Source organism: Kosakonia sp. H7A (assembly GCF_003028445.1).
Lineage (GTDB): Bacteria > Pseudomonadota > Gammaproteobacteria > Enterobacterales > Enterobacteriaceae > Kosakonia > Kosakonia radicincitans.
Genome location: NZ_PYTZ01000001.1, coordinates 1 through 25,106 on the forward strand (window position 1 = coordinate 1; position 25,106 = coordinate 25,106).

The 25,106-nt window shown below is 49.0% G+C and carries 23 protein-coding genes, 1 pseudogene and 1 riboswitch; of the genes and pseudogenes, 15 read left to right on the forward strand and 9 right to left on the reverse strand.

What is annotated here, in order from left to right; translation table 11 throughout:
• From CWM66_RS00005 to CWM66_RS00015, 3 genes and pseudogenes are all read left to right on the forward strand, one after another.
• Positions 1-120: pseudogene (locus tag CWM66_RS00005) on the forward strand (IS30 family transposase); the annotation flags it as partial.
• Positions 121-490: 370 nt separating this feature from the next.
• The gene (locus CWM66_RS00010) at positions 491-946 is read left to right on the forward strand and encodes a hypothetical protein (protein ID WP_007372047.1); all 456 of its coding nucleotides are present in this window, start codon (positions 491-493) and stop codon (positions 944-946) included.
• Between the two features lie 289 nt (positions 947-1,235).
• The gene (locus CWM66_RS00015; RefSeq protein WP_079517878.1) at positions 1,236-1,712 is read left to right on the forward strand and encodes a GNAT family N-acetyltransferase; all 477 of its coding nucleotides are present in this window, start codon (positions 1,236-1,238) and stop codon (positions 1,710-1,712) included.
• A 221-nt stretch (positions 1,713-1,933) separates the two neighbouring features.
• Here the strand turns inward: CWM66_RS00015 and CWM66_RS00020 are convergent, their stop codons facing one another.
• Together CWM66_RS00020 and CWM66_RS00025 are read right to left on the reverse strand one after the other, a co-directional pair.
• Positions 1,934-3,154, reverse strand: coding sequence for an MFS transporter (locus CWM66_RS00020; protein WP_079517879.1), 1,221 nt, complete (start codon positions 3,152-3,154; stop codon positions 1,934-1,936).
• A 155-nt stretch (positions 3,155-3,309) separates the two neighbouring features.
• Positions 3,310-4,236, reverse strand: coding sequence for a LysR family transcriptional regulator (locus CWM66_RS00025; protein ID WP_007372051.1), 927 nt, complete (start codon positions 4,234-4,236; stop codon positions 3,310-3,312).
• 155 nt (positions 4,237-4,391) lie between these two features.
• Here CWM66_RS00025 and CWM66_RS00030 point away from each other — a divergent pair, with 155 nt between their 5' ends.
• From CWM66_RS00030 to acnB, 11 genes are all read left to right on the forward strand, one after another.
• Positions 4,392-5,480 (forward strand): 4-oxalomesaconate tautomerase, encoded by a 1,089-nt coding sequence (locus CWM66_RS00030; RefSeq protein ID WP_072438899.1) that lies wholly within the window; start codon positions 4,392-4,394, stop codon positions 5,478-5,480.
• A gap of 94 nt (positions 5,481-5,574) precedes the next feature.
• Positions 5,575-6,819, forward strand: coding sequence for an MFS transporter (locus CWM66_RS00035; RefSeq protein WP_007372053.1), 1,245 nt, complete (start codon positions 5,575-5,577; stop codon positions 6,817-6,819).
• 72 nt (positions 6,820-6,891) lie between these two features.
• The gene (locus CWM66_RS00040; protein ID WP_007372054.1) at positions 6,892-7,755 is read left to right on the forward strand and encodes a fumarylacetoacetate hydrolase family protein; all 864 of its coding nucleotides are present in this window, start codon (positions 6,892-6,894) and stop codon (positions 7,753-7,755) included.
• 59 nt (positions 7,756-7,814) lie between these two features.
• Positions 7,815-8,912, forward strand: coding sequence for a [citrate (pro-3S)-lyase] ligase (gene citC, locus CWM66_RS00045; protein ID WP_072438898.1), 1,098 nt, complete (start codon positions 7,815-7,817; stop codon positions 8,910-8,912).
• A gap of 1 nt (position 8,913) precedes the next feature.
• Positions 8,914-9,207: a citrate lyase acyl carrier protein gene (gene citD, locus CWM66_RS00050; RefSeq protein ID WP_007372056.1), complete on the forward strand. Its 294-nt coding sequence runs from the start codon at positions 8,914-8,916 to the stop codon at positions 9,205-9,207.
• The gene (gene citE / locus CWM66_RS00055) at positions 9,204-10,079 is read left to right on the forward strand and encodes a citrate (pro-3S)-lyase subunit beta (RefSeq protein WP_035885634.1); all 876 of its coding nucleotides are present in this window, start codon (positions 9,204-9,206) and stop codon (positions 10,077-10,079) included. Before citD ends, citE begins: the two co-directional genes overlap by 4 nt.
• Positions 10,080-10,096: 17 nt before the next feature.
• The gene (citF, locus tag CWM66_RS00060) at positions 10,097-11,617 is read left to right on the forward strand and encodes a citrate lyase subunit alpha (protein ID WP_090396801.1); all 1,521 of its coding nucleotides are present in this window, start codon (positions 10,097-10,099) and stop codon (positions 11,615-11,617) included.
• On the forward strand, positions 11,617-12,162 hold the full coding sequence (citX, locus tag CWM66_RS00065) for a citrate lyase holo-[acyl-carrier protein] synthase (RefSeq protein ID WP_035942265.1): 546 nt from the start codon (positions 11,617-11,619) through the stop codon (positions 12,160-12,162). The genes citF and citX overlap by 1 nt, the downstream gene beginning before the upstream one ends.
• Positions 12,137-13,009, forward strand: coding sequence for a triphosphoribosyl-dephospho-CoA synthase CitG (gene citG / locus CWM66_RS00070; protein WP_107146086.1), 873 nt, complete (start codon positions 12,137-12,139; stop codon positions 13,007-13,009). Before citX ends, citG begins: the two co-directional genes overlap by 26 nt.
• Before the next feature lie 34 nt (positions 13,010-13,043).
• Positions 13,044-13,607: an alpha/beta hydrolase gene (locus tag CWM66_RS00075; RefSeq protein WP_035885638.1), complete on the forward strand. Its 564-nt coding sequence runs from the start codon at positions 13,044-13,046 to the stop codon at positions 13,605-13,607.
• A 62-nt stretch (positions 13,608-13,669) separates the two neighbouring features.
• On the forward strand, positions 13,670-16,264 hold the full coding sequence (gene acnB / locus CWM66_RS00080) for a bifunctional aconitate hydratase 2/2-methylisocitrate dehydratase (RefSeq protein WP_107146087.1): 2,595 nt from the start codon (positions 13,670-13,672) through the stop codon (positions 16,262-16,264).
• A gap of 184 nt (positions 16,265-16,448) precedes the next feature.
• On the opposite strand, the gene CWM66_RS00085 is transcribed toward acnB, so the two are convergent.
• The gene (locus tag CWM66_RS00085) at positions 16,449-16,844 is read right to left on the reverse strand and encodes a RidA family protein (protein WP_007372063.1); all 396 of its coding nucleotides are present in this window, start codon (positions 16,842-16,844) and stop codon (positions 16,449-16,451) included.
• A gap of 120 nt (positions 16,845-16,964) precedes the next feature.
• Between CWM66_RS00085 and CWM66_RS00090 the strand changes: the two genes are divergently transcribed.
• Positions 16,965-17,549 carry a TetR/AcrR family transcriptional regulator gene (locus CWM66_RS00090; protein ID WP_007372064.1) on the forward strand — a complete coding sequence of 195 codons (585 nt, stop codon included), beginning with the start codon at positions 16,965-16,967 and terminating at the stop codon, positions 17,547-17,549.
• Positions 17,550-17,686: 137 nt separating this feature from the next.
• Here CWM66_RS00090 and CWM66_RS00095 read toward each other — a convergent pair whose 3' ends face one another.
• The 6 genes from CWM66_RS00095 to CWM66_RS00120 all read right to left on the reverse strand — a co-directional run bounded on the left by CWM66_RS00095 (position 17,687) and on the right by CWM66_RS00120 (position 25,093).
• A complete protein-coding gene (locus CWM66_RS00095) occupies positions 17,687-19,318 on the reverse strand; it encodes an EAL domain-containing protein (RefSeq protein WP_233218343.1) in 1,632 nt (543 codons plus the stop codon).
• A 461-nt stretch (positions 19,319-19,779) separates the two neighbouring features.
• Complete coding sequence (gene uspF / locus CWM66_RS00100; RefSeq protein WP_007372068.1) at positions 19,780-20,214, reverse strand: universal stress protein UspF; 435 nt, start codon at positions 20,212-20,214, stop codon at positions 19,780-19,782.
• Between the two features lie 269 nt (positions 20,215-20,483).
• Entirely contained in the window at positions 20,484-21,773 is a 1,290-nt protein-coding gene (gene eno, locus CWM66_RS00105; protein WP_107146088.1) for a phosphopyruvate hydratase, read from the reverse strand.
• 16 nt (positions 21,774-21,789) lie between these two features.
• Positions 21,790-22,215 carry a universal stress protein gene (locus tag CWM66_RS00110; protein WP_107146089.1) on the reverse strand — a complete coding sequence of 142 codons (426 nt, stop codon included), beginning with the start codon at positions 22,213-22,215 and terminating at the stop codon, positions 21,790-21,792.
• Positions 22,212-23,120 carry a DHHA2 domain-containing protein gene (locus CWM66_RS00115; protein WP_107146090.1) on the reverse strand — a complete coding sequence of 303 codons (909 nt, stop codon included), beginning with the start codon at positions 23,118-23,120 and terminating at the stop codon, positions 22,212-22,214. The genes CWM66_RS00110 and CWM66_RS00115 overlap by 4 nt, the downstream gene beginning before the upstream one ends.
• 77 nt (positions 23,121-23,197) lie before the next feature.
• Positions 23,198-23,266, reverse strand: a riboswitch (Fluoride riboswitch).
• Positions 23,267-23,479: 213 nt separating this feature from the next.
• Positions 23,480-25,093, reverse strand: a complete 1,614-nt coding sequence (locus CWM66_RS00120) for a cyclic peptide export ABC transporter (protein ID WP_079517885.1) — start codon at positions 25,091-25,093, stop codon at positions 23,480-23,482.
• Between the last annotated feature and the right edge of the window lie 13 nt (positions 25,094-25,106).

Here is a 25,106-nt window from a genome sequence, read left to right on the forward strand (position 1 = left end):
GTTCACAGCCAGCAAAGACTTAACAGTGTTGCCAGACAGCTCAACGAAAGGCCGAGAAAAACGCTGGACTTTGAATCACCCGCAGAGCGTTTTAACCAATGTGTTGCATCCATCGGTTGAACTCACAACTCGTAGCAGACCTTCCGCTTGTCGCGCCTAGTCCCTCGGCACCCAAAGCGGATGTGACCTGTTCCCGTTGAGTAACACACCGCACTTTAAGTTGCACCTTCAGGATCAATTATGAACTTCCGCTCCTCTCTCACAACGGTCTTACATCTGTCACTTCTGATTAGTTGTTTTCCAGAAACTCCATATGATGTTTCATATATTTTCTTCATTTTCTGAGAAGTACTTCCCAGTAATACCCATTGCGGCATGTGTCTGCCCGTCGTATCTTTTTGCCGCACCTGCAAAATCAGGTGTCGGGGTTAGCCTCCTGATAAAACTTAGTGACGATCGATGTCAAAAACACACTTAGTGAGGCTGCCTTATGGCTACAACTCCCAACAACATTCATTCTCTGTTAGCGCTTCCTTTTTCCTGTTCAACCGATTTCACCGAACTGGCCGATAACTGTGAGCGATTTGCCGAAGTGCTGGTGGAAACGCATGAACCGGCGGAAAAACTGGCGCTCTGCGGCAAACTCTCTTCCTGCCTTAATTTATTACGCACAACATTACACGAACCGATCCCTGCGCATTTAACTGAATCACTGACCGTCGAGTTTTTACCCTATATTCCGGAGTTCGCACCGGAAAGCGATGCGCTGTGCCGCTATTGCGAGGAACTAACGCGGTTGCTGATTAATGGTTCGCTGTCCATTGATCAGTCCCGCGTGATGGGGGATTTGCTGCTGGATCTGGTGATGTTTTTTGCTGAGCGCCTGAAAGCGCCGCGCTGGATAAAAACCGGGCAGGGGATTATTGCGCTGGACGCGTTGAATTAAATCCTGTCGCGGATGAAAAAGAGTTTGCTGCAGATCGCAGCAAACTCTGTGCAGATGTCAGGGGATGTAAACCACGTAGCCCAGTAACACCCATCTCCGCCCGCCAAAATGGGCAGCGCATTTTCACTGAGCAAGATATTCAACACGAGCACGTGCCATAAAGATCAACATGAGTATGTGTTTTATGCTGACAGAGCCACAGAGACAATTTATCCTTGCTATACAGTCAGATAAAAACAATAAACGCCATTATTTATTGCAGAATACACACCAAAATAAAGGAACACGAATGATTGAATTTCGCCCAATGCGCGAGGATGAATATTCTGGTTATCTGGAATATTTCATTGCGGATTATGCGCGGGAAATTGCGTCAAACTACCGGCTTTCTGCTGAAGACTCACTGGCAAGAGCAAAGCAGGAGATTGCGGAAGATCTTCCTGAGGGAGTAAATACACCAGGCCAGGTTTTGCTGTGTCTGATTGCCAAATCAGACAACACGGATAAGCATGTCGGTTACCTCTGGTATAAACCCGATACTGCCATGCGTACCGTCTTCATCTACGATTTTCATATTTTCAACGCATTGCAGGGGCAAGGTTTGGGTAAACTTGCTCTCCGGACGTTTGAGCATGAGATGCGGTGTAAAGGCGTTGAACAGATCAGGCTTCGCGTTGCCGGCGACAACGATCGTGCCCGGCACGTATATGAAGCCATCGGCTTTGGCGTGACAGGAATCAACATGAGCAAGAGTATAAAAGAGTAGATACACGCATAGCAGCATCGAATTGCATCACCAGTAGCGCAAAAGTGCCGGGATAACTTCTCCATCGGCACTGTGCGTTCTTGTCTACCGGGGCATTTCAGCATCGAATCTGGCAAGCCTGGTAACGCCAACGGCCATCCAGTCTGGATAGGGTGGTTGCGGGAAGCAAGATAAGCAGGCCGCTGCAGCTCATCCGAAAGCCATTTGGGCCAGCGTGCGGCTCAGTCCGCCCCCACTTTTAATGCCCGTGCTGATGCATGCTCAATAAGTACGCTTGCATATCGCCACCAGATAAGCAGCGCCACAAGCGCGATGGCGCTCAGCACGCTGAACGCGGTGGCAAAGGAGTAATTACCGGCAATCATCCCTGTTAATGCCGGGCTCATTGACGCACCCACGCCTTGCATTAGCATCACCACACTTTGCCCGGCGTTGACGTGCCCGCTATTGCACAGCAACGCCACAATAAAACCTGGCACCACCACTCCGAGGATACCCGCAGCCGCGCCATCCAGTATTTGCACTGGCACCATCATCAGCGGGGCAGCTGAGGTTGCTGCCAGCGCAGCCCGCAGAGGCATTATCAGCAACGCCAGCATAATTAATCGCCAGTAACCGTACTTATCGATTCGCCGGGCAACCCAGATGGCCACCGGAATCATCACCGCCTGAGAAATAATCACCGTGGCGGCAGCATATAAACCGGGATTCATGGCGCCTGGTGCGGCGGCGACGCGCATGCTGAGCATGGGTAACAGCGCGGCATTGGCCAGATGAAACAGCATCAGAGTCAATCCGGTAATCAAAAGTGCCCGGTTTTGGGTGAGTACCGAGAGCCCCGGCAGCGGTTGGGGAACAGAGTACTGGATACCTCGCGCCGCATCGTTATCGATATCTTGACTGCGAATAGCCAGCAGCGCACACAGCGTTAACACGGTCGTACAGGCCATCAACAGGAAAATACCACCGACGCCCCAGTACCAGGCAATGCCTCCGGCAATCAGTGCGGTAAAGAAATTTCCGGCGTGATTGAATGCCTCATTTTTACCCATTTGCGCATTAAAGCCGCGTTGTCCTGTCAGACCCAGCGTAATCCCCGTGATCAGGGGGCCGACAAAAGCCGCGCATATTCCGCTGACCATTTGCGAAAGCGCGACGACGCTGTTTTGCTGGCTGAACCAGAGCAGAAGCGTACTTGCGGTAATCATTATGCAGAGCAGCGCCAGCAGAGTGCGTTTGTTTTTGGACGTGTCGGTGATAAATCCTGCCGGGAGCGTCGCCAATAATCCTGCCACGCCGCCCAGCGTCATCAGCAAGCCGATATCATCCGGTTGCCAGTGGCGCTGGGTGAGAAATATCCCCAGAAAAGGGCCGAGACCATCGCGGACATCAGCAATAAAAAAACTCGTCAGGCACAGCGCCCTCAGGGAACGAAGAGACATATTTCCGGCCTTTAGCATAGTTAACTCACTCTGTTAGCAATGGCATATGCCTCAACAAAGCTCAGCAAATTATTCTCATTAAGTGTATCGGCGTTTGATGAAAATAAGATGTCGCGTGAAAAAACGGTTTCGTCCATGTTGATTAATTGCTATGGCTAATTGTTAAATTTTCCAATCCAGGGGCTGGTGTTATCCTGGGACCATAGCTTCATCAACATTTCGCGAAATTTTTCCGCCGCAGGGCTCAAAGAATTTCCCCTTCTGACGACTAATCCAAGGGTTCTGCGGATAACCGGCTCAATAAGCGGCCGACTCACCAGAACATGATGCTCATCTGTCGGCATTGCCAGGCTGGGAACAACGGCCACACCTAAACCGGCCTCAACCATCCCAAGAGAGGTGGAAAGATGCCTTACCTCGTAAAACCAGTTTGGTCGCCAGTCAAATCCTTCCAGCGCCTGATCAATCAGCAGCCGGTTGCCACTCGATTTACGGACGCCAATCAGCCTGAGTCCGGCAAGATCTTCCCACATCACAAGTGATTTTTTTGCCAGTTCGTGGTCTCGTTTACAGGCGAGAACGAAAGGCTCATTGACCAGCGGGGTAAACTCAATATACGGGTGTGTGATATTTATCATATTTATTCCAAAATCTGCATCGCCGTTAAGCACAGCTTCGAGGCAGTCGTTGGCACTATGCTCAAGTATGCGGATGCGAATATTTGGGTAATGTTCGTTGTAATCACGAATAACGGCGGGCAAGAAATAGAAGGCAGCAGTGGGTAAACAGGATAGCGTAATCACGCCTGTCTGATGCGTCGCCATTTCTTTGATACTGAGTATCGAGCTTTCATAAAAATCTAAGAGATTCTTTGCCTTAGGCAGGAAGTCTCTTCCTACTGCGGTAAGTTTTACTCGCCGGGTCGAACGCTCAAATAACGTTGTGCCCAAACTTTCTTCAAGTTTTTTTATTCGTCTTGTTAATGCTGGCTGAGAGATGTGTAAAAACTGTGATGCTCTTGTAAAACATCCAATTTCTGCAATTTTAACAAAAGCTTGAACGCCCTGTAATTCATGCTGCATTTTTCAAACCTTCTGGTTGCCCTGTCATTTAGCCATCTTAGCCGAAGGCTGATTAATGTGTAAAACGCATCAATCCTTCGTTTTTTGACATTAGAGTTATTTATCCGCTTATGGGACGCTTACTACATCATTCAACATGTGGGAAGAGAAAACCTATGTTCAACATACCTTGCGTATTGATGCGTGGTGGCACGTCTAAGGGACCGGTTATTCTGGCGAGTGACTTACCCGTCGACGTTCAGGAGCGAGACGCGGTTCTGTTGTCTCTGATGGGGGCTGGCCATGAACTGGAAATTGATGGTATCGGTGGGGGGAGCCCACAAACCAGTAAAGTGGCGATTGTGAGCCCTTCGGATAGCCCCGATGCGGACATTGACTATCTTTTCGCGCAGGTCATGGTGAAAGAGCGGCGAGTGGATACAACGCCAAACTGTGGAAATATGTTATGTGCCGTTGGCCCCTTTGCCATTGAAAAGGGACTGGTTGCGCCTAAAAATCCGGTAACAACAGTACGTATCCGCAATCTCAACACGGGAACATTCGTTGATGCCGAAGTGCAGACACCTGATTACCGGGTGAGTTACGAGGGAGATACGCAGATTGATGGCGTGCCGGGTACTGCTGCTCCTGTCGGTTTGACGTTCCTGAATTCCGCAGGCTGCAAAACCGGTAAGTTGCTTCCGACCGGTAATACAACGGATGTGTTTGATGGTGTTGAAGTCACATGCATTGATATGGCAATGCCGATGATCTTAATCGATGCACATCAGATGGATAAAACCGGCAGTGAATCACCGGCTGATCTGGATTCTGATCTGGCGTTTATGCAACGTCTCGAAAAAATCCGTCTCAGAGCAGGTGAGGCGATGGGCTTTGGCGATGTAACCAACAAAGTTATTCCTAAACCCGTCCTTCTTAGCAAACCCACGGCAGGTGGTACGATCAAGGTTCGCTATTTCATGCCGCATAATTGCCATAAATCACTTGCTATTACTGGCTCTATTGGTATTTCTACTGCAACGATAATCGAAGGTTCCGTTGCGCAGAAAATCATTAGCGACCAACCCAAAGATGCATTTACCAATATTGTTAACATTGAGCATCCGAGCGGCAAGATCACAGTTTCTTTATTAAAGTGCGGAAATAAAATAGAAAATACCCGTGCTGCTGTAATCAGAACGACTCGTAAATTATTCGAGGGTAATGTTTGTGTTCCGGAAATCGCCTTAGCGGAAGTTATCTAAACGTTAGCCAGCCTTTGAAAATCTGAACGTATTAATACCTTTAGCCCGCAAGGGTTAAGAAACTCTGTACCAGAAATATAAAGTTGAGGATATTATGGCTATAACTAATGTTAAAAATAATTCAGGTGGAACTGGAGATGTTAAAGCAAGTCAATACATCCGTGTGATTTTTGCTTTAGCACTTTCAGGATTGGCTGAATTAGCTTCTTTATTTTTTATTCAGCCTTTGTTACCTGTACTTGCCGTTGAATATGACGTTCCTGTCCACCAGGTAAGTATTATTCTTTCGGCAGAAACTGCCTTGCTTGCGATTGGTTTATTGTTCACGGGTACGCTTTCCGATCACTATGGTCGTAAGCGTCTGATTATCGTCTCCTTACTGCTTGGCGGGCTTCTGACGGCTCTTTGTCCGTTGGTACAGTCCTGGGCCATGCTGGTGGCGTTGCGGGCAGTGATTGGGCTGGCATTGAGCGGCATTGCCGCGGCGGCAACAGCTTATATTAGCGAGGAAGTGGCGCCGGTCGTTGCAGGGGTGGTAACGGGCTACTTTGTCTTCGGAAACTCGATGGGCGGGATGTCTGGCCGTATCGTCGCCAGCCAGTTGATCGACCATATTTCCATCAACACCATCTTCTATGGTTTTGCAGCAAGCCTGATTATTGTTGCAGCACTGGTATTTTTCATTCTGCCAGCCTCTAAAAAATTCACACCTACGGAAAACCTGAATGTTTTCCGGGTGGTGAAAGGAGCCGCCTCACATTTTAAAAATAAAAAACTCGCCCTCGCTTTTGTCATTAGCTTCATCATTTTTGGTACCTTCACTTCTCTTTACAACTACCTGGCATTTTTCCTTAAGGGTGAACCGTTCCATATCTCTCCTGCGAACGCCGGGCTACTCTCATTCAGCTTTGCATTGAGCTTTTTCACTGCGCCGCAAGCTGGTCGTTTATCCGCTAAATATGGCAGCATGAATGTTCTTCGCGCGTTATTCGCCATCATGTCTTTGGGCATGTTACTGACATTAACCCCGAACGTAATCACGTTCATCATAGGCGCAGTCATCTTCACCGCATGCTTCTTCGGTTGCCACTCCATTGGCCTGAGCTGGGTGAGTAAAAACGCCACACATGCACGCGGGCAGGCAGTAGCTCTCTATTTATTCTTCTACTACATGGGCGGCTCAGTGATTGGCTTCTTCAATGGCTTTGTCTTCCACGCTACCGGCTGGGCTGGCATGACAGCATTTATTATTGCTTTGCTGGTGCTGGGCATGATTGTGGCGACACACCTTGCCTCAGGTACTAAGGCGAATCTTGTTCCAGCAGAAACTGCAAAGTAACCGTAATAATTACATCCCTCACGGCTAAAATTGGCGTGAGGGGGTAAAGCTAAATAGTTATTAGGTGTCATTATGAAACTTGCAAGTTATATCCATCACGGTCGTAAAAGTTACGGTATTTATACTGAAGCCGGTATTATCGATCTTGGTCAAAAAATTGGTCAGCAATATCCTACATTGAAAGATCTTCTGCAATGGGATGCTCTCGCTGTTGCAAAACAGTATGTTGATTATCCAGCGGATATTACTGATAAAGATATTACCTTTTTACCGGTTATTGAGGAGCCAGGGAAAATTTTCTGCGTGGGAATGAATTATGCAGAAAAAAGAAAGGAGTTCGCTGAAACTAACAATGCGCCGACATTATTTATTCGTTTCGCGGATTCTCAAACCGGGCATGCAAGACCGGTAATCAAACCGAATATTACTGAAGAATTTGATTACGAAGGTGAACTTGCCGTCATCATCGGAAAAGCGGGCGAAAATATTATTCGCAGTGATGCGCTGAGCCATGTCGCAGGATATAGCTGCTACATGGATGGCTCTGTTCGTGACTGGCAGCACGCATGGTTTACAGCGGGTAAGAACTGGCGTCAAACCGGCGCTTTTGGGCCCTATATGACGACTGTCGATGAAATCCCGGATCCGCACGCTTTATCCATTCAGACATATTTAAACGGCATGCTGGTTCAGAATGATTCAACAGCCAGTATGATTCATAAAGTTGCCGATCTGATTTCATATATCAGCACCTTCACTACGCTTAGCCCTGGCGATGTCATTATTACTGGCTCACCGGGTGGCGTCGGAAAAAAACGTAACCCACCTCTGTTCATGCACGAAGGGGATTGTGTTGAAGTGACAATCGAAAAATTGGGACGACTGACCAATACAATTGTTGAATCAACGGCGCAATCAAATCTATTAGCCATTTAATTTACGCACAATAAATACACAACTCAGTGTCGATTAATATCAGGTCAGGAACCATTCAGATGTACGCCGAAAAAATGCCAGAATTCGATACTGTTGAAACGAGCAACGGTGTTCTCAAAGACGAGATTATCCGGTTTCTGCAAAGTAATGGATTAGGAATAGATGATGATGTCGAGCAGTTCGTTATTGCTCGTGCAGGCAAAGAATTAATTGCCTGTGCGGGCCTCGCGGGCAATACCTTAAAGTGTATTGCCGTTCACATTGAATGGCGCGGAACATCCCTGGGGCTGCAGTTGATCCGTGAAGCTGAATATCTGGCAAACCAAAATGGCGATCATCATCTGTTCCTTTTAACCTGTCCTGATAATGTCAAATCTTTCCGTGGATGCGGCTTCTATCCTTTAGCCACCCTTGAGAATAAAGCGACGTTGATGGAAAACACCCCGGTTGGCATCCATCGTTACTGCAAGAAACTGCGTGCCGATTATTTCATCCCGGCAGACAACATTGGTGGAATCGTGATGAATGCGAATCCGTTCACGTTAGGCCATCAATTTCTTATTGAGCAAGCTTCCCGGGCCTGTCACTGGCTGCATGTTTTTGTTGTAGAGGAGAATTTGTCTCAATTCTCCTTTAATGACCGTATTGCAATGGTACGCGATGGCGTGAAACATCTCGCCAATGTAACGGTACACCCTGGTTCCAGATACATTATTTCTCGCGGCACGTTTCCCGGCTATTTCTTAAAAGAAAAACAGGTGGTTAATGATGTGTATTCCGCAATCGATTTGATTATTTTTCGGCGTTACATTGCGCCATCTCTGGGGATTACACATCGTTTCGTCGGCACTGAGCCATATTGTAAAGTTACTGCCCAATATAACCAGGCAATGCACCACTGGCTTGAAGATGAATTTGTCATTCCATCTAATGCTATTACGGTTCATGAAATAGATCGAAAAACTGATGCGAATAATTATCCCATATCAGCATCGGCCGTTCGTTCCCTCTTGAATAAAAACAAACTGTCAGTTGCAAGAAATATGGTACCAGAAAGCACCATGCCTTATTTACATAACTGGCTGAGAGCAAATCACCATGACTTGCCGGAACCCCATCTGGCAGGGAATCTCATGAGTATTAGCGTAGGACATTAAAATGAAAATTGTACAGGCAGCTCTGGCGGGTACGCTGGAATCGAGCGATCTAATGGTTAAAGTTAGCCCTTCGGACGCCGGGCTGGATATTGTTATTAACAGCGAAGTAATGAAGCAATTTGGCGAGCAAATTACTCAAGTGGTCAAAGAGACGTTAACGGCATTTAACGTCACTCATGGGCAAATTATTGTGGATGACAAAGGTGCGCTTGATTGTGTTATTCGCTCCCGCATGCAAGTTGCCATTATGCGAGGAACATGCAGCGATGAAATTAACTGGGAGAAATTACAATGAAAAAATTACGTCGTAGCATGCTTTTCTTACCAGGCTCAAGTGCTGCCATGTTATCTACTGCTTTTATTTATAAACCCGATTCGATCATGTTCGATCTTGAAGATGCGGTTTCTTTGAGGGAGAAGGACAGTGCTCGTATTTTGGTTTTCAATGCGCTCCAGCACCCCATGTATAAAGGTATTGAAACGGTTGTACGGATTAACCCTCTGAATACCCCCTTTGGATTGAAAGATCTTGAGGCGGCTGTGCGTGCCGGGGTCGATGTCATTCGACTCCCTAAAACGGATACGCCGGAAGATATTCACCAGCTTGAACGTGAAATTGTACGCATTGAGGAAAGTTGTGGCCGTAAAGTCGGTTCCACGCAGTTGATGGCGGCTATTGAGTCTGCTGTTGGCGTCATCAATGCTGTTGCAATTGCCCGCTCTTCAGATCGGCTGATGGGCATTGCATTAGCCGCATTTGACTACGTAATGGACATGCAAACAGAGCGCGGGGATGGTACTGAACTGTTCTATGCGCGTTGTGCGGTTTTACATGCGGCGCGTGCGGCTGGTATCGATGCTTTTGACGTTGTCTATGGCGATGTTAACGATGAAGAAGGTTTCTTAAAAGAAGTCGATTTAATTCGCCGCATGGGCTTCAACGGTAAATCTTTAATTAATCCCCGGCAAATTGAGCTGCTTCACAATGCCTATGCACCAACCCAGGAAGAGGTTGATTACGCGGAACGCGTAATTACTGCTGCCGAAGAAGGTGAGCGTAGTGGACTGGGTGTGATTTCTCTGAATGGCAAAATGATTGACGCGCCAATAATCAATCACGCCAGAGTTGTTCTTGAGAGAAGAAAAGCATCAGGCATTCGCCACTAATTTACAGGATAATAAAGATGAGCAAATTAATCGAAGCTTTGCAAGAGCAGGTCGGGCGTTCAAAAGAATATGTCGCATTTACTCATGCCAACGCAGCAACGCCTTATCTTGCAGATGCTAAACTAAAATATCAACGTAAGCTTTGTGAAAGTCTGGATGAAATTTTAGACCGTTGCGAACTCCATGATGGTATGACTATTTCATTTCATCATGCCTTCCGTGAAGGTGATAAAGTTATCAATCTTGTGGTAGATAAACTTGCCTCATTGGGTCTGAAAGGTATTACTCTGGCATCCAGTTCATTAATGACCTGTAATGCTCCTTTAATTAATCATATTCGTAATGGGGTGATTACGAAAATTTATACCTCCGGTATGCGTGGAGAGTTAGCTGATGCTATTTCTCATGGCCTGATGGAGGAACCGGTACAAATTCATTCGCATGGTGGTCGTGTTAATCTCATTCAGAACGGTGAAATTAATATTGATGTCGCCTTCCTGGCTGTCTCCTGTTCCGATGAATATGGCAATGCCAGTGGTAGTGGTGGTAAGTCACGCTGTGGCTCTCTGGGCTATGCAATGGTTGATGCTACATACGCGAAACGTGTTGTACTGCTGACCGAATCCATTGAACCTTTCCCTTATATGCCTGCGAGCATTGTTCAGGATCAGGTCGATTACATTGTTAAAATTGACAGTGTTGGTGACCCTGCAAAAATCAGCGTCGGCGCCGCCCGCGTAACCAGTAATCCCCGTGAGTTAATGATCGCGCGTTCAGCGGCTGATGTGGTTGAGCATTCGGGTTACTTCGAACAGGGATTCTCAATCCAGACAGGTTCAGGCGCGGCTTCAACGGCGTGTACGCGTTTTTTAGAATCGCGCATGAAAAATAAAAACATTACTGCGAGTTTCGCATTGGGGGGTATCACCGGCAGTATTGTCGATCTTCATGAGAAAGGGTTGATCGCAAAACTGCTGGATACCCAGAGTTTTGACAGCGCTGCCGCAGCCTCTTTAGCCAGAAATCCAAACCATGTTGAAATCTCAACCAACGTTTACGCTAACCCTGCATCTAAAGCGGCATGCTGCGATCGGGTCGATATTGTGATTTTAAGCGCCCTTGAAATTGATACAAATTTCAACGTTAACGTGCTGACGGGATCGGATGGTGTGATGCGCGGTGCTTCCGGCGGTCACTGTGATGTTGCTGCTGCAGCGAACCTGACAGTGGTTGTTGCGCCGCTGATCCGCAGCCGAATTCCGACCGTAGTGAAGCACGTTACAACATGCGTTACACCGGGTGAAAGCATTGATGTATTGGTCACCGATCACGGTATTGCGGTAAACCCTTCACGTCCTGAAATTTATCAGCGACTGGTGGATAAAGGGTTACCTGTCGTGAGCATTGAGGATTTATATCAGCGTGCGCTGGAAATCTCCGGTCATCCAAAAGCCATCGAATTTACGTCCAAAATTGTGGGCGTTGTTCGTTACCGCGATGGAAGCGTCATTGACGTTGTGCGGCAGGTTAAAGAGTAATGGACACTATGGCAGGCGTATCGTGCACACCCATTTCTTTGGATCAGTTACTGGCAGCCAGAGAAGCTCGTTCGTACCAGCAACAACTCTGGTTGACCCGTTGGGGACAAACCCTGATTTCTACGACCCTGGTCTGGCCAGGTGAGGTAAAAGATACGCCTGAATCAAGGGCTGTCATGGCGGCAGCAAATGAAGCGCTCACTGCGCTGATCGCCACCAATGGCTGGGAAATCATCAGGCACGACGCTCGCCAGTTTGTTACCGGGCCAGAGTCATTCTGGTCCGTCAGCGCACCCGCATCACAGGTAAAGAAGGCCACAATACGTCTGGAAGAGAGTCATCCACTGGGAAGGTTGTGGGATATCGATGTGTTTTGCCCGGATACCGGTTTATTGAGCCGCAAATCTGTCGGTGAAAACAAAAGACGCTGTTTCATCTGTGATGAGCCTGCACATGTCTGTTCACGAATGCGGCGACATTCGCTCCACGCTTTACAAGCAGTTATGGGGGATATGATTGATGACTATTTCTGCCATCAGAAATGAACCGTTCACTCATGAACTTAACATTGCGGAGCTGGCTGCGGAGGGGATGTACCGCGAAGTCATTCTGACACCGAAACCAGGGCTGGTAGACCGTCATAATAATGGGTCGCATATCGACATGGATTTCAACCTGTTCATGTCCAGTATTGCAGCAATTGCCCCCTGGTTCGCATTGTTTGTTGCAAAAGGGCGACAAACAGCTAAGCAAGAGCCCAGGCAGACGCTCCTTGCCATCCGACCTGTAGGGCTTGCCTGTGAGCAGGCAATGTTCAGAGCGACGGGGGGGATCAACACCCACAAAGGGGGAATTTTTTCGCTGGGCCTGTTTTGTTCTGCTGCCGGGCGGCTGAAAGGTAAGGGCGAAGCTATCAATCGCGGAGCGCTTTGCCGGGAAGTTAGCCTGATCTGCGCCGGTATGGTGAGCCGGGAGTTGAAACACAATGGCGATGCGAAAACCAAAGGTGAACAACTGTTTCGCGATTATGGCTTTACCGGAGCGCGTGGGGAGGCTGAAAGTGGCTTTGCGACGGTAAGGATTCATGGATTACCCGTATGGGAAAACGCCATTAACGCGGGTTATTCGCCCGAGGAGTCTTTACTGCGGGTTTTGCTTTCATTAATTGCTCACAATCCGGATACCAATATCCTCGCGCGTGGGGGCCTCAAAGGGTTGCGCTATGCACAGCGATATGCGGCCAGAATCCTGCGCATTAAACGCTTCACCGGCAACAGGTTCAGGCAGGCGCTTTTAAATATGGACAAAGCGTTCATTGCCCGAAATTTAAGTCCGGGAGGAAGTGCGGATCTGCTGGCCGTCACCTGGCTGCTGGCGAATTTTCCGGCCTGAAAGGCTGGAAAACTAAGGACTGATGGAATTTACCATGACAATACCGCGTCTGTTAAAGCTGGATGATTCTTTCACCACGATTCTTGTTCCGGGATTAAGAGATAGCGACGATTACCACTGGCAAACCTGCTGGGCGCGTCGTTTACCTCGCTGGAAAAGAATAAGCCAACGAAACTGGTTGCAGCCGGATATTGAAAATTGGGGCGCAGCGATTCGCAGAGAATTAGCCACCTGTACTTTGCCCGTTATTTTGATTGGGCATAGTTTTGGCGCGCTTGCATCCTGGTACCAGGTCCAGAGCAGAGCGGTAAATGTTGCCGGGATTGTTATGGTTGCGCCTGCTGAACCTTCACATTTTGAACTTGAAGAAGTTGTCACTGCGTCGAAGTTAAAAATACCCGGAATGGTCTTTGCCAGTCACAATGACCCGCTTATGTCATTCAATCGCGCTGTATTTTGGTCTGACAGTTGGGGATGCGAGTTGATAGATGTCGGCGATGCTGGTCATATTAATTCTGAATCCGGATTTGGCGAGTGGGAATATGGACTTGAAAAAGTATCAGAATTTGGAGAGATGCTATTAAAAACAGACAAATGAATTTTTTAATGTAGATGACACCCTGACACATTTTCAATCTCCTGTTATAAGGTCGAAATCCTATGTTTGAAGCATATAAAATACATATCGCTGAACGGGCAAAAAATGGCATACCAGCAAAACCGCTCACCGCTCAGCAGACCAGCGAATTAATTACTCTCCTCGAAAATGAACAGTGTGAGGAACGAGAATGTTTAATTAATCTGTTAATTAATCAGGTTTCTCCTGGTGTTGATGCCGCTGCGAAAGTCAAAGCGGAATTTCTTGATAAAATCATTAAGGAAAAAACAAATCAATACGGCATTACTCCCAACAACGCTATAAATATTCTTGGCACTATGCAGGGTGGATACAATATTCAACCTCTTATTGATGCGTTAGATGACGACGAGTTAGCTCCTTTAGCGGCCATTAAACTGAGCCACACAATTCTTATTTTTGAAAAATTTAAAGATATCGAGCAGAAAGCCGGTAATGGAAATGCTCATGCCAAAGCGATTATTGAATCATGGGCCAATGCCGAGTGGTTTACCGAACGCGCCGGGCTTGATGAAAAAATAACCCTGACCGTATTTAAAGTCCCCGGTGAAACGAATACGGATGATCTTTCTCCGGCGCCTGAGGCGTGGTCACGCCCGGATATTCCCCTGCATGCGCTCTCAATGCTGAGTTCTGTAAGGGAAGGGGTGAATCCTGACCAGCCGGGACAATGCGGCCCGATATCTCAGATACAAGCATTAAAAAACCAGCAGTATCCTCTCGCTTACGTCGGGGATGTGGTGGGGACCGGTTCTTCACGAAAATCTGCGACGAACTCAATCCTGTGGCATATCGGCAAGGATATCCCTTTCGTGCCGAACAAACGCAGCGGGGGTTTTGTCTTCGGAGGGAAAATTGCGCCTATCTTTTTCAATACCCTGGAGGATTCCGGTGCATTTCCCATTGAGCTGGATGTCTCTGGTTTATCAACGGGGATGCTGATCGATCTTTATCCGTACAAAGGCGAGATCCGCAACCATCGCGATCAAACGCTGATTGCCTCATTTCACCTGAAAACTGAAGTTTTGCTGGATGAAGTACAGGCAGGCGGCCGCATTCCGTTGATCATTGGCCGTAGCTTAACAGCAAGAGCCAGGGAGTCTCTGGGGCTGCAAACAACATCCATTTTCAGAAGACCAAAGGCGCCTGAACCTTCTTCTGCAGGGTTTACACTGGCGCAAAAAATGGTCGGCAGAGCGTGCGGGGTTGAAGGTATTCGCCCCGGCCAATATTGTGAACCTAAAATCACTACGGTGGGTTCGCAGGATACGACCGGCGGGATGACGCGCGATGAACTGACGGATCTTGCATGCTTAGGGTTTTCTGCCGATCTGGTCATGCAGTCGTTTTGCCACACATCCGCGTATCCAAAACCTGTCGACGTTAATTTGCATAAGACGCTGCCTCAGTTCATTACCAGCAGAAAAGGCGTTGCACTGAAACCGGGCGATGGAATTATCCATTCATGGCTTAACCGCATGCTCATCCCTGACACAGTGGGGACGGGGGCTGATTCACATACGCGCTTTCCATTAGGGATCTCATTCCCTGGCGGTTCCGGACTGGTCGCTTTTGCGGCGGCCACTGGAATTATGCCTCTCGATATGCCTGAATCTGTGCTGGTCCGCTTTAAGGGTGAAATGCAAAAAGGGATCACTCTGCGCGATTTAGTGCATGCGATTCCTTACTACGCCATTAAGCAAGGGTTGTTAACGACCGAGAAGAAAAACAAGCGCAATATTTTCTCCGGCCGTATCCTGGAAATCGAAGGTTTGCAAATGCTAAAAGCTGAGCAGGCCTTTGAACTGGCCGATGCCTCAGCTGAGCGCTCTGCTGCTGCCTGTGTGTTACGTCTCGAAGAAGAGAACGTTACGGAGTATTTGCGTTCCAATGCCACTTTGCTGCGCTGGATGATTGACCAGGGTTATCAGCATGCGCCAACGCTTGAAAAGCGCATTGCAGAGATCGAAGCCTGGCTGGCGAATCCGTCATTACTGAGTGCAGATGAAAATGCTGAGTACGCGGCAATCATTGAAATCGATCTGGCTGAAATTACGGAGCCGATTGTTTGTGCGCCAAATGACCCTGACGATGCCCGTTTACTGTCCGACGTTGCCCGCACGCCAGTAGAGGAGGTTTTCATTGGCTCCTGCATGACAAATATTGGTCACTTCCGGGCCGCCGGGAAACTGCTGGCAGAGTCCAAGGAGATTCCTGCCCGGCTGTGGATTGCTCCGCCAACCAAAATGGATGCACAGCAGCTTTCCAGCGAAGGGTATTTTAATAAGCTCATCCGCTCCGGAGCGCGAATTGAGCCGGCTGGCTGCTCACTTTGCATGGGGAATCAGGCTCGGGTTAAAGAAGGGAGCAGCGTTGTCTCCACATCAACCCGTAACTTTCCGCACCGTCTTGGTACCGATGCAAAAGTCTTCCTGGCATCAGCTGAGCTCAGTGCGATTGCCGCAATGCTTGGCAAAATGCCAACCGTTGAACAGTATCTCTGGCACATGGACAGGATCAATGACACCCGGGAAGATACTTATCGTTACTTAAATTTCCATCAGTTGGCTGAGTATCAAACAGCGGGAAATGAACACATTGATGTCGTAACGATTTAAGCTTCACGGTGCTTGTTGCTGGCCTGATAGCCTGGTGTGAATGATCTTAATCGGCGTAAATCTTCAGCCGATTAAGATCAGAGTGACAACGTCGGGTTGGTGTCGGCATTGCCCGGCCATGCGCGCGAAGCATGAACGACACCAATACCGGCATCAAGCGGCGGCAATATGCGCGTTCCTGTTTTTATCGGGCAGGAATTCGGGCAATGACCTTAATTTCAAAATCGAATCCTGCAAGCCAGGTAACGCCTACGGCAGTCCAGTTTGGATAGGGTGGCTGCGGGAAGATCGCCTGTTTTATCTGCATAATTGTTGGAAACTGGTTTTGCGGATCGGTATGAAAGGTCGTGACATCAATCAGATCGTCAAACGTACAACCTGCGGCAGCAAGCGTCGCTTGCAGATTATCGAATGCCCGTTGCACCTGAGCGGCAAAATCTGGCTCCGGCGTACCGTCGGCGCGGCTACCGACCTGGCCGGAAACAAACAACAAATCTCCGGAACGGATGGCGGCTGAATAACCATGTTCTTCATAAAGCGCATGACGGTTAGCCGGGAAAATGGGTTCACGCTGGATCATAGGGTTTCCTTTTTTCAGTGAATGTTAAAAACGAGAAGCAGGGTGCTGACAAATCGTTTAATATACGCGGCGTATGTTAAATTAATATCACATACGCCGCGTATGTCAAAAGGAGATCGCATGATCAAGCGTCGTAGCGAAACGATGGAAGAGAACCGGGGCAGGTTGATTAGTGCAGCGCGAAAGGCGTTTGCAGAAAAAGGCTATGCCGCCGCATCAATGGATGAGTTAACGGCCAGCGTAGGCCTGACGCGCGGCGCGCTCTATCACAATTTTGGTGATAAAAAGGGGTTGCTTGCCGCGGTTGTTGCGCAGGTGGACGGTGAAATGGCACAACGCGCAAAAGCGGTTGCGGCCACTGCCAACGATGAGTGGGAGAGGTTACTGGCCGAAGGGATTGCCTACATCAAAATGGCTCTCGACCCGGAAGTGCAGCGTATTGTTTTACTGGATGGTCCGGCTTTTCTCGGCGACCCGGCGCAGTGGCCAAGCCAGAATAGCTGCCTGGAATCCACCCGCCAGGCGGTGTTGAATATGATTGATCGTGGTATTCTTAAGTCGGTGGATGCCGATGCCGCTGCGCGCATGTTAAATGGTGCGGCAATGAATGCCGCGCTGTCGATTGCGGCCTGCGACGATCCGCAAAAAGCGCTTCCTAACTATATTGAGGTATTTACGCTCCTGGCGAGCGGCTTACGTAATTAACCGACAGGGCTGAGCCGAATGCACCGTTCTGATTGTCGCATCGGCCAGCTCCGTAATTTATATCTGTCAGTGATTGCGCCAGCCAGATCCTGGTCATAAGTAAAATCTGTGCCGGTGTGGTTAACGGATGTTCACCATTAACCCGCGAGGACGGCACGTAGTTCGCTTAAAGGAACAGCTTTTGCGAAATACCATCCCTGAGCACAGCTCTCAGGTACATTTTCCCTGAGGAACTGATACTGCATTTCAGTTTCCACTCCTTCGAAGACCACTATTTTAGGAATGTTTTTAAACATTTCTATCAAACCAGGAAGAATATGTTTATTGATGGATTCAGTCCCTATCGAATCAGTTAATGATTTATCAATTTTAATTTCATCAACGTCAAGTAATGAAAGCCAGTTCAGATTCGAATAACCGGTTCCGAAATCGTCAAGTGCAAACATGATGCCGGTACCCTTAAAAAAATCCATCGCTTGCTTGATATCATCGGTTCCGGAGCTTTGTCTTTCCGTAATTTCAAGAATAATAGACTTGCCTGCAACGTTTTCTTTTTTTAACGTGCTCAGCAGTTTTTCACGAAATTCCGCAGAGCAGATATCAGCACAACTCACGTTGATGCTTAAAGTGATATCGTTGTTCAGCAATATTGGCGCACACTCCTTGATGGCATGCTCAACCACATACTGGCTAATCTTGGCTATTAAGCCATTTCTTTCCGCAAGCGGAATAAATATATCAGGGCCAATATATCCTATCTGAGGATCTGTCCAGCGTAAAAGTGCCTCTACTCCGGTTATATTCCGGTCTTTAACTTTGTATATGGGTTGATAGACGAAATGTAATTCCCGATTCAGAATTGCATTTTCCAGCCGGGAAAGTAATGATTGCTTATGTGATAAGCCATTAACATACAGCGTGCCAATCAAAGACCCGATAATAAAGGACAGGCTAAATAAAAACGCCAGGACATAAATATTGTTTTTGAAGAAGAGAGAGTGTGAGGTTCCGGTAATAACACAAATATCATTCACCCTGTTGCAGGAGTGTTCAGTAAAGTACAACAAAGAATGAGCTTTATTATGCTCTACCGATTCCAGTAATTGCGTGTTTTTGCCAATCATGAAAAAATGATTTTCGTGGTTAAAATCACCTATGACGGCATCAAAATCCATTTTATTGGCTTCCTCCCAGAAACGCTTGAAGGCAAAGGGAGAAACCGTTATGGCGAAGTTATTGGTGTAAAGAACATCTGCGGTAATGTTCTCTTCTATCAATGCGTCAAATACCCAGGTATAACTACCCCGATTAACCTTATTTCTGAATATATTTAAAGAAACAGGTGAATTCAGTTTTCCCCAGATGGCTGAACAGATAATTTTCTCATCATCAACATAGGCAATATCCTTAATCAGAGGGTAGGGCCAGAGCTGTTTTCGCAGCGCATTCAGGTACTGGCTACTGCATGGCTCATAGACTGCGAACTCCTGTCGAAGTCCATCAATCAGTTTTACCTGCTCGATCAGGCTGTCACTGCGTGCCAGAATTGAATCAGCATAATCTTCCATTTTTTCATGGATATAATAATAATAAACCCCTTGTCCTGTGCCGTACAGAACGCCGAATGTTAAGACTATTGAAAGTGTGTAGATACTGATCCGGTGGTGGATAATTTTCAGTATTTGCATTGGCATTATTGACAGCATCCCCCTGTCGTTATGGTTATCCGGCGTGAACGCTTTGCATAATATTGACCATACTCCTGCCATCGCATTGTGACATGAGAGGTAAACAACAGTTTTCGTGATTATCGGCCGTACGGTTCTGGACTTTATCAGTAATGTATACCCATTCCCTCATTCGGCGATACCTGTGACCCTTACCCCGAGTCATAATCAGGAATAACCGGCTTCAGTCTGGCTAAATATTCTGGCAATTGCCTGACTTTTCGGGAAATTTTGACAGGGTCATCCAACCCGGTGAAAAGGGGAGTCTCTGGTCAGAGTGTATGCAGCCAGGCAACGATCTTGCGCAGCATTGCAACCATACGACAGTTAGAAATTACAGCTGTGTAATCAAAGCCTGGCTGTGTGGAAAACCGAAAATATCACATACGCCACCGGGTTCTTTCCGTTAACTGTGCCCGGTTCCTCTGGTCTTGTCGCGCCTCAGGAGAAAGCATGAAACTCCTGTCTTCTCCGGGGGCCTTCTCCTGGCCCGCCAGAACATGTTACCGAACGACCAGAACAGGGCATCTGGCGTGTCTCACCACTGCTGCAGCGTTTGAACCCAACAGATAGGTAGAGATATCCGGTCGATGGGAGGCAATGATGATTAAATCCGCATTAATCGAATCGGCAAGCTTGAGGATTTGATCCTTTGGTGATCCGGTTGCCACATGGGTCTGGATCTTTTCGGATGGCAATTTGAATTGCTTAGCAAGCTCATCCAGTTTTGATAATGCAGCATGCTGTATTTCTTTCATTTTCGGCATTTCAATCGAATAGGCCAGACCCAACGTTGAATAATACGGTAACGAAGGTATAACCGTGAGAAAATGCACTCTGGCGGTATTCATCACAGCGTGCGCCTGAACAAAGGGAATGACCTGGTGGGTCAGCTCTGTTTCAGAGATATCGATGGGAACCAGAATAGAATTGTACACTTTAGACCTCCTGTATTATTTTGTTTAGTTGAGAATAGTCTCTTTACAATTAAAAAATGTGTACCTGCAGCCAAATTTTGATTCCATTTCACTCCTTATCGAAGATGAAACATACCGTGAGGAAGGTACATCAAAATCAGAAGGATTCATTCGGACAGTAATAAAGTCAGAGTCAGTTTCATTATCATGCTTGTTCAGGTGAATATAACCTGAAGGGTGTATGCCGGTTTTCACCGGCATACACACGGCAGATGCCATGATGATTTCGATCAAGCACAGCGAACAAAAGCTTTGATGCCTGCATATCGGGCTTCATTGCCCAGTTCCTGCTCAATGCGCATAAGCTGATTGTATTTTTCAATACGTTCGCCGCGACAGGGCGCGCCGGTTTTCAGATGCCCCGCCCGCAATGCCACCGTCATGTCGGCGATAAACGTGTCCATGGTTTCACCGCTGCGGTGCGAAATAAAAGCGCCCCATCCGTGTTCATGACACAGTGAAACCGCGTCGAACGTCTCGCTCAACGTACCAATCTGGTTGAGTTTGATGAGCGCCGCGCTGGCCAGATTTTCTTCAATACCCCGGCGGATATACTTCACATTCGTTACGAAAAGGTCGTCACCGACCAGTTCGGCGCGTCCGCCAAGTTTCTCATGCAGATGTTTCCAGCCAGCCCAGTCATCCTCGGCGAGCCCGTCTTCAAGCAGGACAATGGGGAAGTGGCTCATCAGTTCACCATAATAATCCGTCATCTCTTCAGCGCTCAGGGCGCTGTTTTCGGTGCGAAGGTGATATTTCCCGTCACGGTAAAATTCGCTGGATGCCGGGTCCATACAGATACTGATATCTTCCCCCGGTCGGTAACCGGCTTTCTCAATGGCCTGAACAATGAATTCCAGCGGCTCACGGTTCGAGGAGACGGCCGGAGCAAATCCCCCTTCATCGCCCACCGCAGCGGAGAGGTTCCGGGACAGCAGGATCTGGCGCAGAGTCTGATAGACCTCGCTGCCCTGACGAACGGCCTCTGCCAGCGTTGAAGCACCGTGCGGTGCTATCATGAATTCCTGAAAATCGGCTCCCTGACCACGGGCATGAACGCCACCGTTAATAATATTCATACACGGAACGGGCAAAAGGCTGGCATTGAGTCCGCCGAGATAGCGGTAAAGTGGCTGACGGGTGACCTGAGCGGCCAGTCTGGCCACCGCCAGCGAAACACCCAGAATGGCATTGGCACCAAGTCGGCTTTTGTTCTCCGTACCGTCCAGTTCCCGCATCAGATTATCCAGTCGCCGCTGCTCCCGCACATCGGTTCCCCTGACGGCGTCGCAAATTTCTGTCTCCACGGCCTTAACGGCATCACGGACTCCTTTCCCGCCGAAACGCCCGGGATCACCATCGCGGCGTTCAGTTGCCTCTCTTGAGCCGGTACTGGCCCCGGACGGTACCGATGCACGTGCCATCTGACCATCTGAAGTAAAAGCGTCCACCTCAACCGTGGGATTACCGCGAGAGTCGAGAATTTCGCGGGCCGTGACTTTTTCAAGTAGAAAATTCATACAGTTCTCCTGTAGCTCAGTCGTGAATGTGTTTAATCAGAACGTCTACGTTCAGGTGGTTAACGTATTCAGCCGAACGGGACGTCAGTGCTCCCATAAAACGGTTCCGGTGGCCTGCAATCACCAGGTCCACACCGGTGTCGGTAATGCATTTCTGTACATCTTCAAAACGCCGCATGGTGACCAGCTCACGCGCGTCAACGTGCTCCGCCACAGAGGACGTCAGCTCACTGAACAACGCCTTCGCCTGAACAACGTCTTTTGATACGGCATCGTCCATCAGGCCGTCCGATATGTAGTTCATCTCCCGATAGTCATTACAGATATGAGCAAGTGTGATGTTCATTTGCAGCAGGCGGGACAGAGTTGCCGCCAGTGCGAGCAGGGGGACGCCATCCTCTTTCCCCTGAACAAGAACAAGTACATGTGTGTAGATTTTCATGGCTGTCTCCGGCTTTGATTGAGGAAGTGTTCCAGCCAGGGCAGAAGCTGTTTCTTCCGGCTGACCATGTCCGGCACGGAGCAGGGCGCCGCGTTGCCACTCTCCGGCCCGGCGAAATACAGTGCTGAAAAGTATTCACGGATATCAGTCACCATCAGCACGATAAGTCCGGCTCCGGTTGTCACCGCCATCTGCGCCATCGCATTTTGCAGTTCATCCAGTACGGGAGTGACCTGGCCGGGTGAACTCACCTCCAGTTGTGCGATACGCACATCCGTGCCGGCGAGCGAAAAGGTCTTAAGGTCTTTATGCAGAAGCTGTTCTGCGGACTGTCCGGTGATATCGGTTTTGGCTGCCAATAGCCCGCGGGTAAACGCCTTACGTTTTACTCCCGACAGAACGCAGAGTTCAGTGGCTGTACGGATATCGTCTTCCGTCGTGGTGGGTGAGCGCAGATTAACGGTGTCGCTGAGCAGCGCGCCAAGAAGCAGGATGGCGTGAGTCGGGGGCATTGTGCGGCGCATTTCTGCATCCATCAGCAGCCAGAGTACTGTTGCGCTGCTGCCTGCCGGTTTTATCCAGACCTCCGGCGGCAGTTGCGTGACCAGACCGCCAAGCCGGTGATGGTCGATAATCCCGATGATATTGCTCTGGAGGAGATCAGCAGGCCCCTGTGCCGGTTCGGTAAAATCGACCAGCCATACCGGTTCACCTTTCAGTGGAATATCAAGCAGGGGCGGCAGGGAGAGCCCGGCAGCTTCAAAAATATAGCGTGTCTCAGGATTCGCTTCACCGGGCCGCCAGGCACGGGCAGGACGATTACACCGGTTGAGCCAGCCCGCCGTCACAGCTGCGGTGCAGACAGCGTCGCTGTCAGGGTTAAGATGACCAAAAACATTAATCAAAGATGTATCCCCGTTAAGGGAAGTACACAGGCCGGAAGGATTTATCGACGGCCTGACATACCTCCTGAAAATCAAGAGTCATATCAGGCGTCATCAGCCCCGGACGGGGCGGTTGGGAAAGGTGGAACGCCATCACCTTGCAGGCAGTATAGGTCAGAAGAACAAAGCTGTCAGCCACCATTTCGGCTGGTTAATACTTAATTGCCACGGGTTCAACAGACGGCTCAAATGTCACGCTGGGCTGATTTCAGTGCATCCCTGCAATTGTCGGGCGCGGCGCCATGTAATGTCAGGCTGCCGCCCCGGCTGTTTGATGACTGGTGGCCGTGACATTGCTCTGCAAAAGCTGAGCGGCCTTCTCACGCTACCAGAGGCGAGTGTTCGACAATCTTACCCGACTCCAGCTTAATGAGCCGATCCGCCAGATGGAAATAGCGATCGTCATGAGTAATGGCGATCACGGTTTTCCCCTCCGCTTTCAGCATTGGCAGCAACTCGAGATAGAAAACGGCCTTAAACTCCGGATCCTGGTCGGCAGCCCATTCATCGAACAGATAGATCGGGCGGTTCTCCAGCCAGCTCTGCAACAGGGCCAGTCTTTTACGCTGCCCCTGAGAGAGTGCGACGGTAGAGAAGCGCCCGTTGTTAAAGCTGACTTTATGCTTAAGTTTGAGCAGGTTAAGAAGATGCTCAACCTGTGACTGCGTCCGATCGGTGACGAACACAACATCATCAAAGAGAAAGAAATCGCTGAAAATCACTGAAAAGTGCTGACGCCAGTGCTGGAGTTCGTCTGCCGCGACAGGGTTGCCATTCAGCCATAGCTGGCCGCTGTCAGCGGGGAAGATCCCCACCAGCAAGTTTGCCAGCGTGGTTTTACCGCTACCGTTGCCGCCAACGATAAAGACACGCTCCCCGGGCGTAAAGGTCAGGCTCAACGGGCCGAGGGAAAAACGTTCCCCGTCTTCACCCTGATACTGGTAGTGAATATTCTCCAGTGCCAGAGAGGTAAATGGTTCTGCCGCGTACGTTTTCGGGGAAATTTCCGGGCTTAATCCGGTGGTAAGTTGCTGGACCCGCTGCATTGCGATCCGGGCACCTGCGATGGCAGGCAGAGCAGAGAGGATGCCTTCCACCGGAACCACCATATACAGGAAGACCATGATATAGCCAGTCAACGTTCGGGTATCCAGTGCCAGCATGTCGCGCAGCCCGAAGAGTACCACTCCGATAAAGGCAAAAAACAGAATACTGCCCCAACTGCTGGCCAGACCGTACAGTGCGTACCCCCGGGTGCGCTCCCGGCGAACGGCTTCAATGGTATGGGACAACTCACCGCCAACAAACTGCTGGCGGCGCATGATATTGAGCCTGAACTCCCGTGCGCCATCGAACAATTTTTTACACTGCTGAATCAGCGTATCTTCCCGTTGACGCGACGTGCGCAACAGCCCCATTGCCGGGCCCTGAGCCGCACGATAGCCGAAACTTCCCAGCAGGATGGCAACGATAGCCAGCAACAGAACGCTCGGCGACAGGCTGCCAAGGTAGATGAGGCAGCCAGCGATCACTGCACCATAGATACAAAGGTTAGGCAGGCTAACAAAAAAGACTACCAGCGTATCGAGATCCTGCGTCAATGCCGATAACGCTTTCGCCATTCCGGCTTTTTCCAGCTGCAGCCAACTGGTTTCACTGATGTTCCGGACCAGTTGTTTACGCAGTCGGGCTTTCACCTTTTGGCCCAGCGACATAAATGTCGTTTGAGAGATAACCCGGCTGGCCAGCATCAGCAGGGTCAGCAGGGCGAAGTCGACACCGGGGCTGAACCAGGCGGCGGACAGAGGCTGGTTAAGGCTGTGGTTAATCATTGCCAGCAGCGTAGCATTACAAAAACCGCTGATCAGCCCAGCGATTGTGGCGAGGATAAGCCAGCCTCGAACCATCCTGAAGACCATTATCAATACCGACATCTGTATTCCTTTC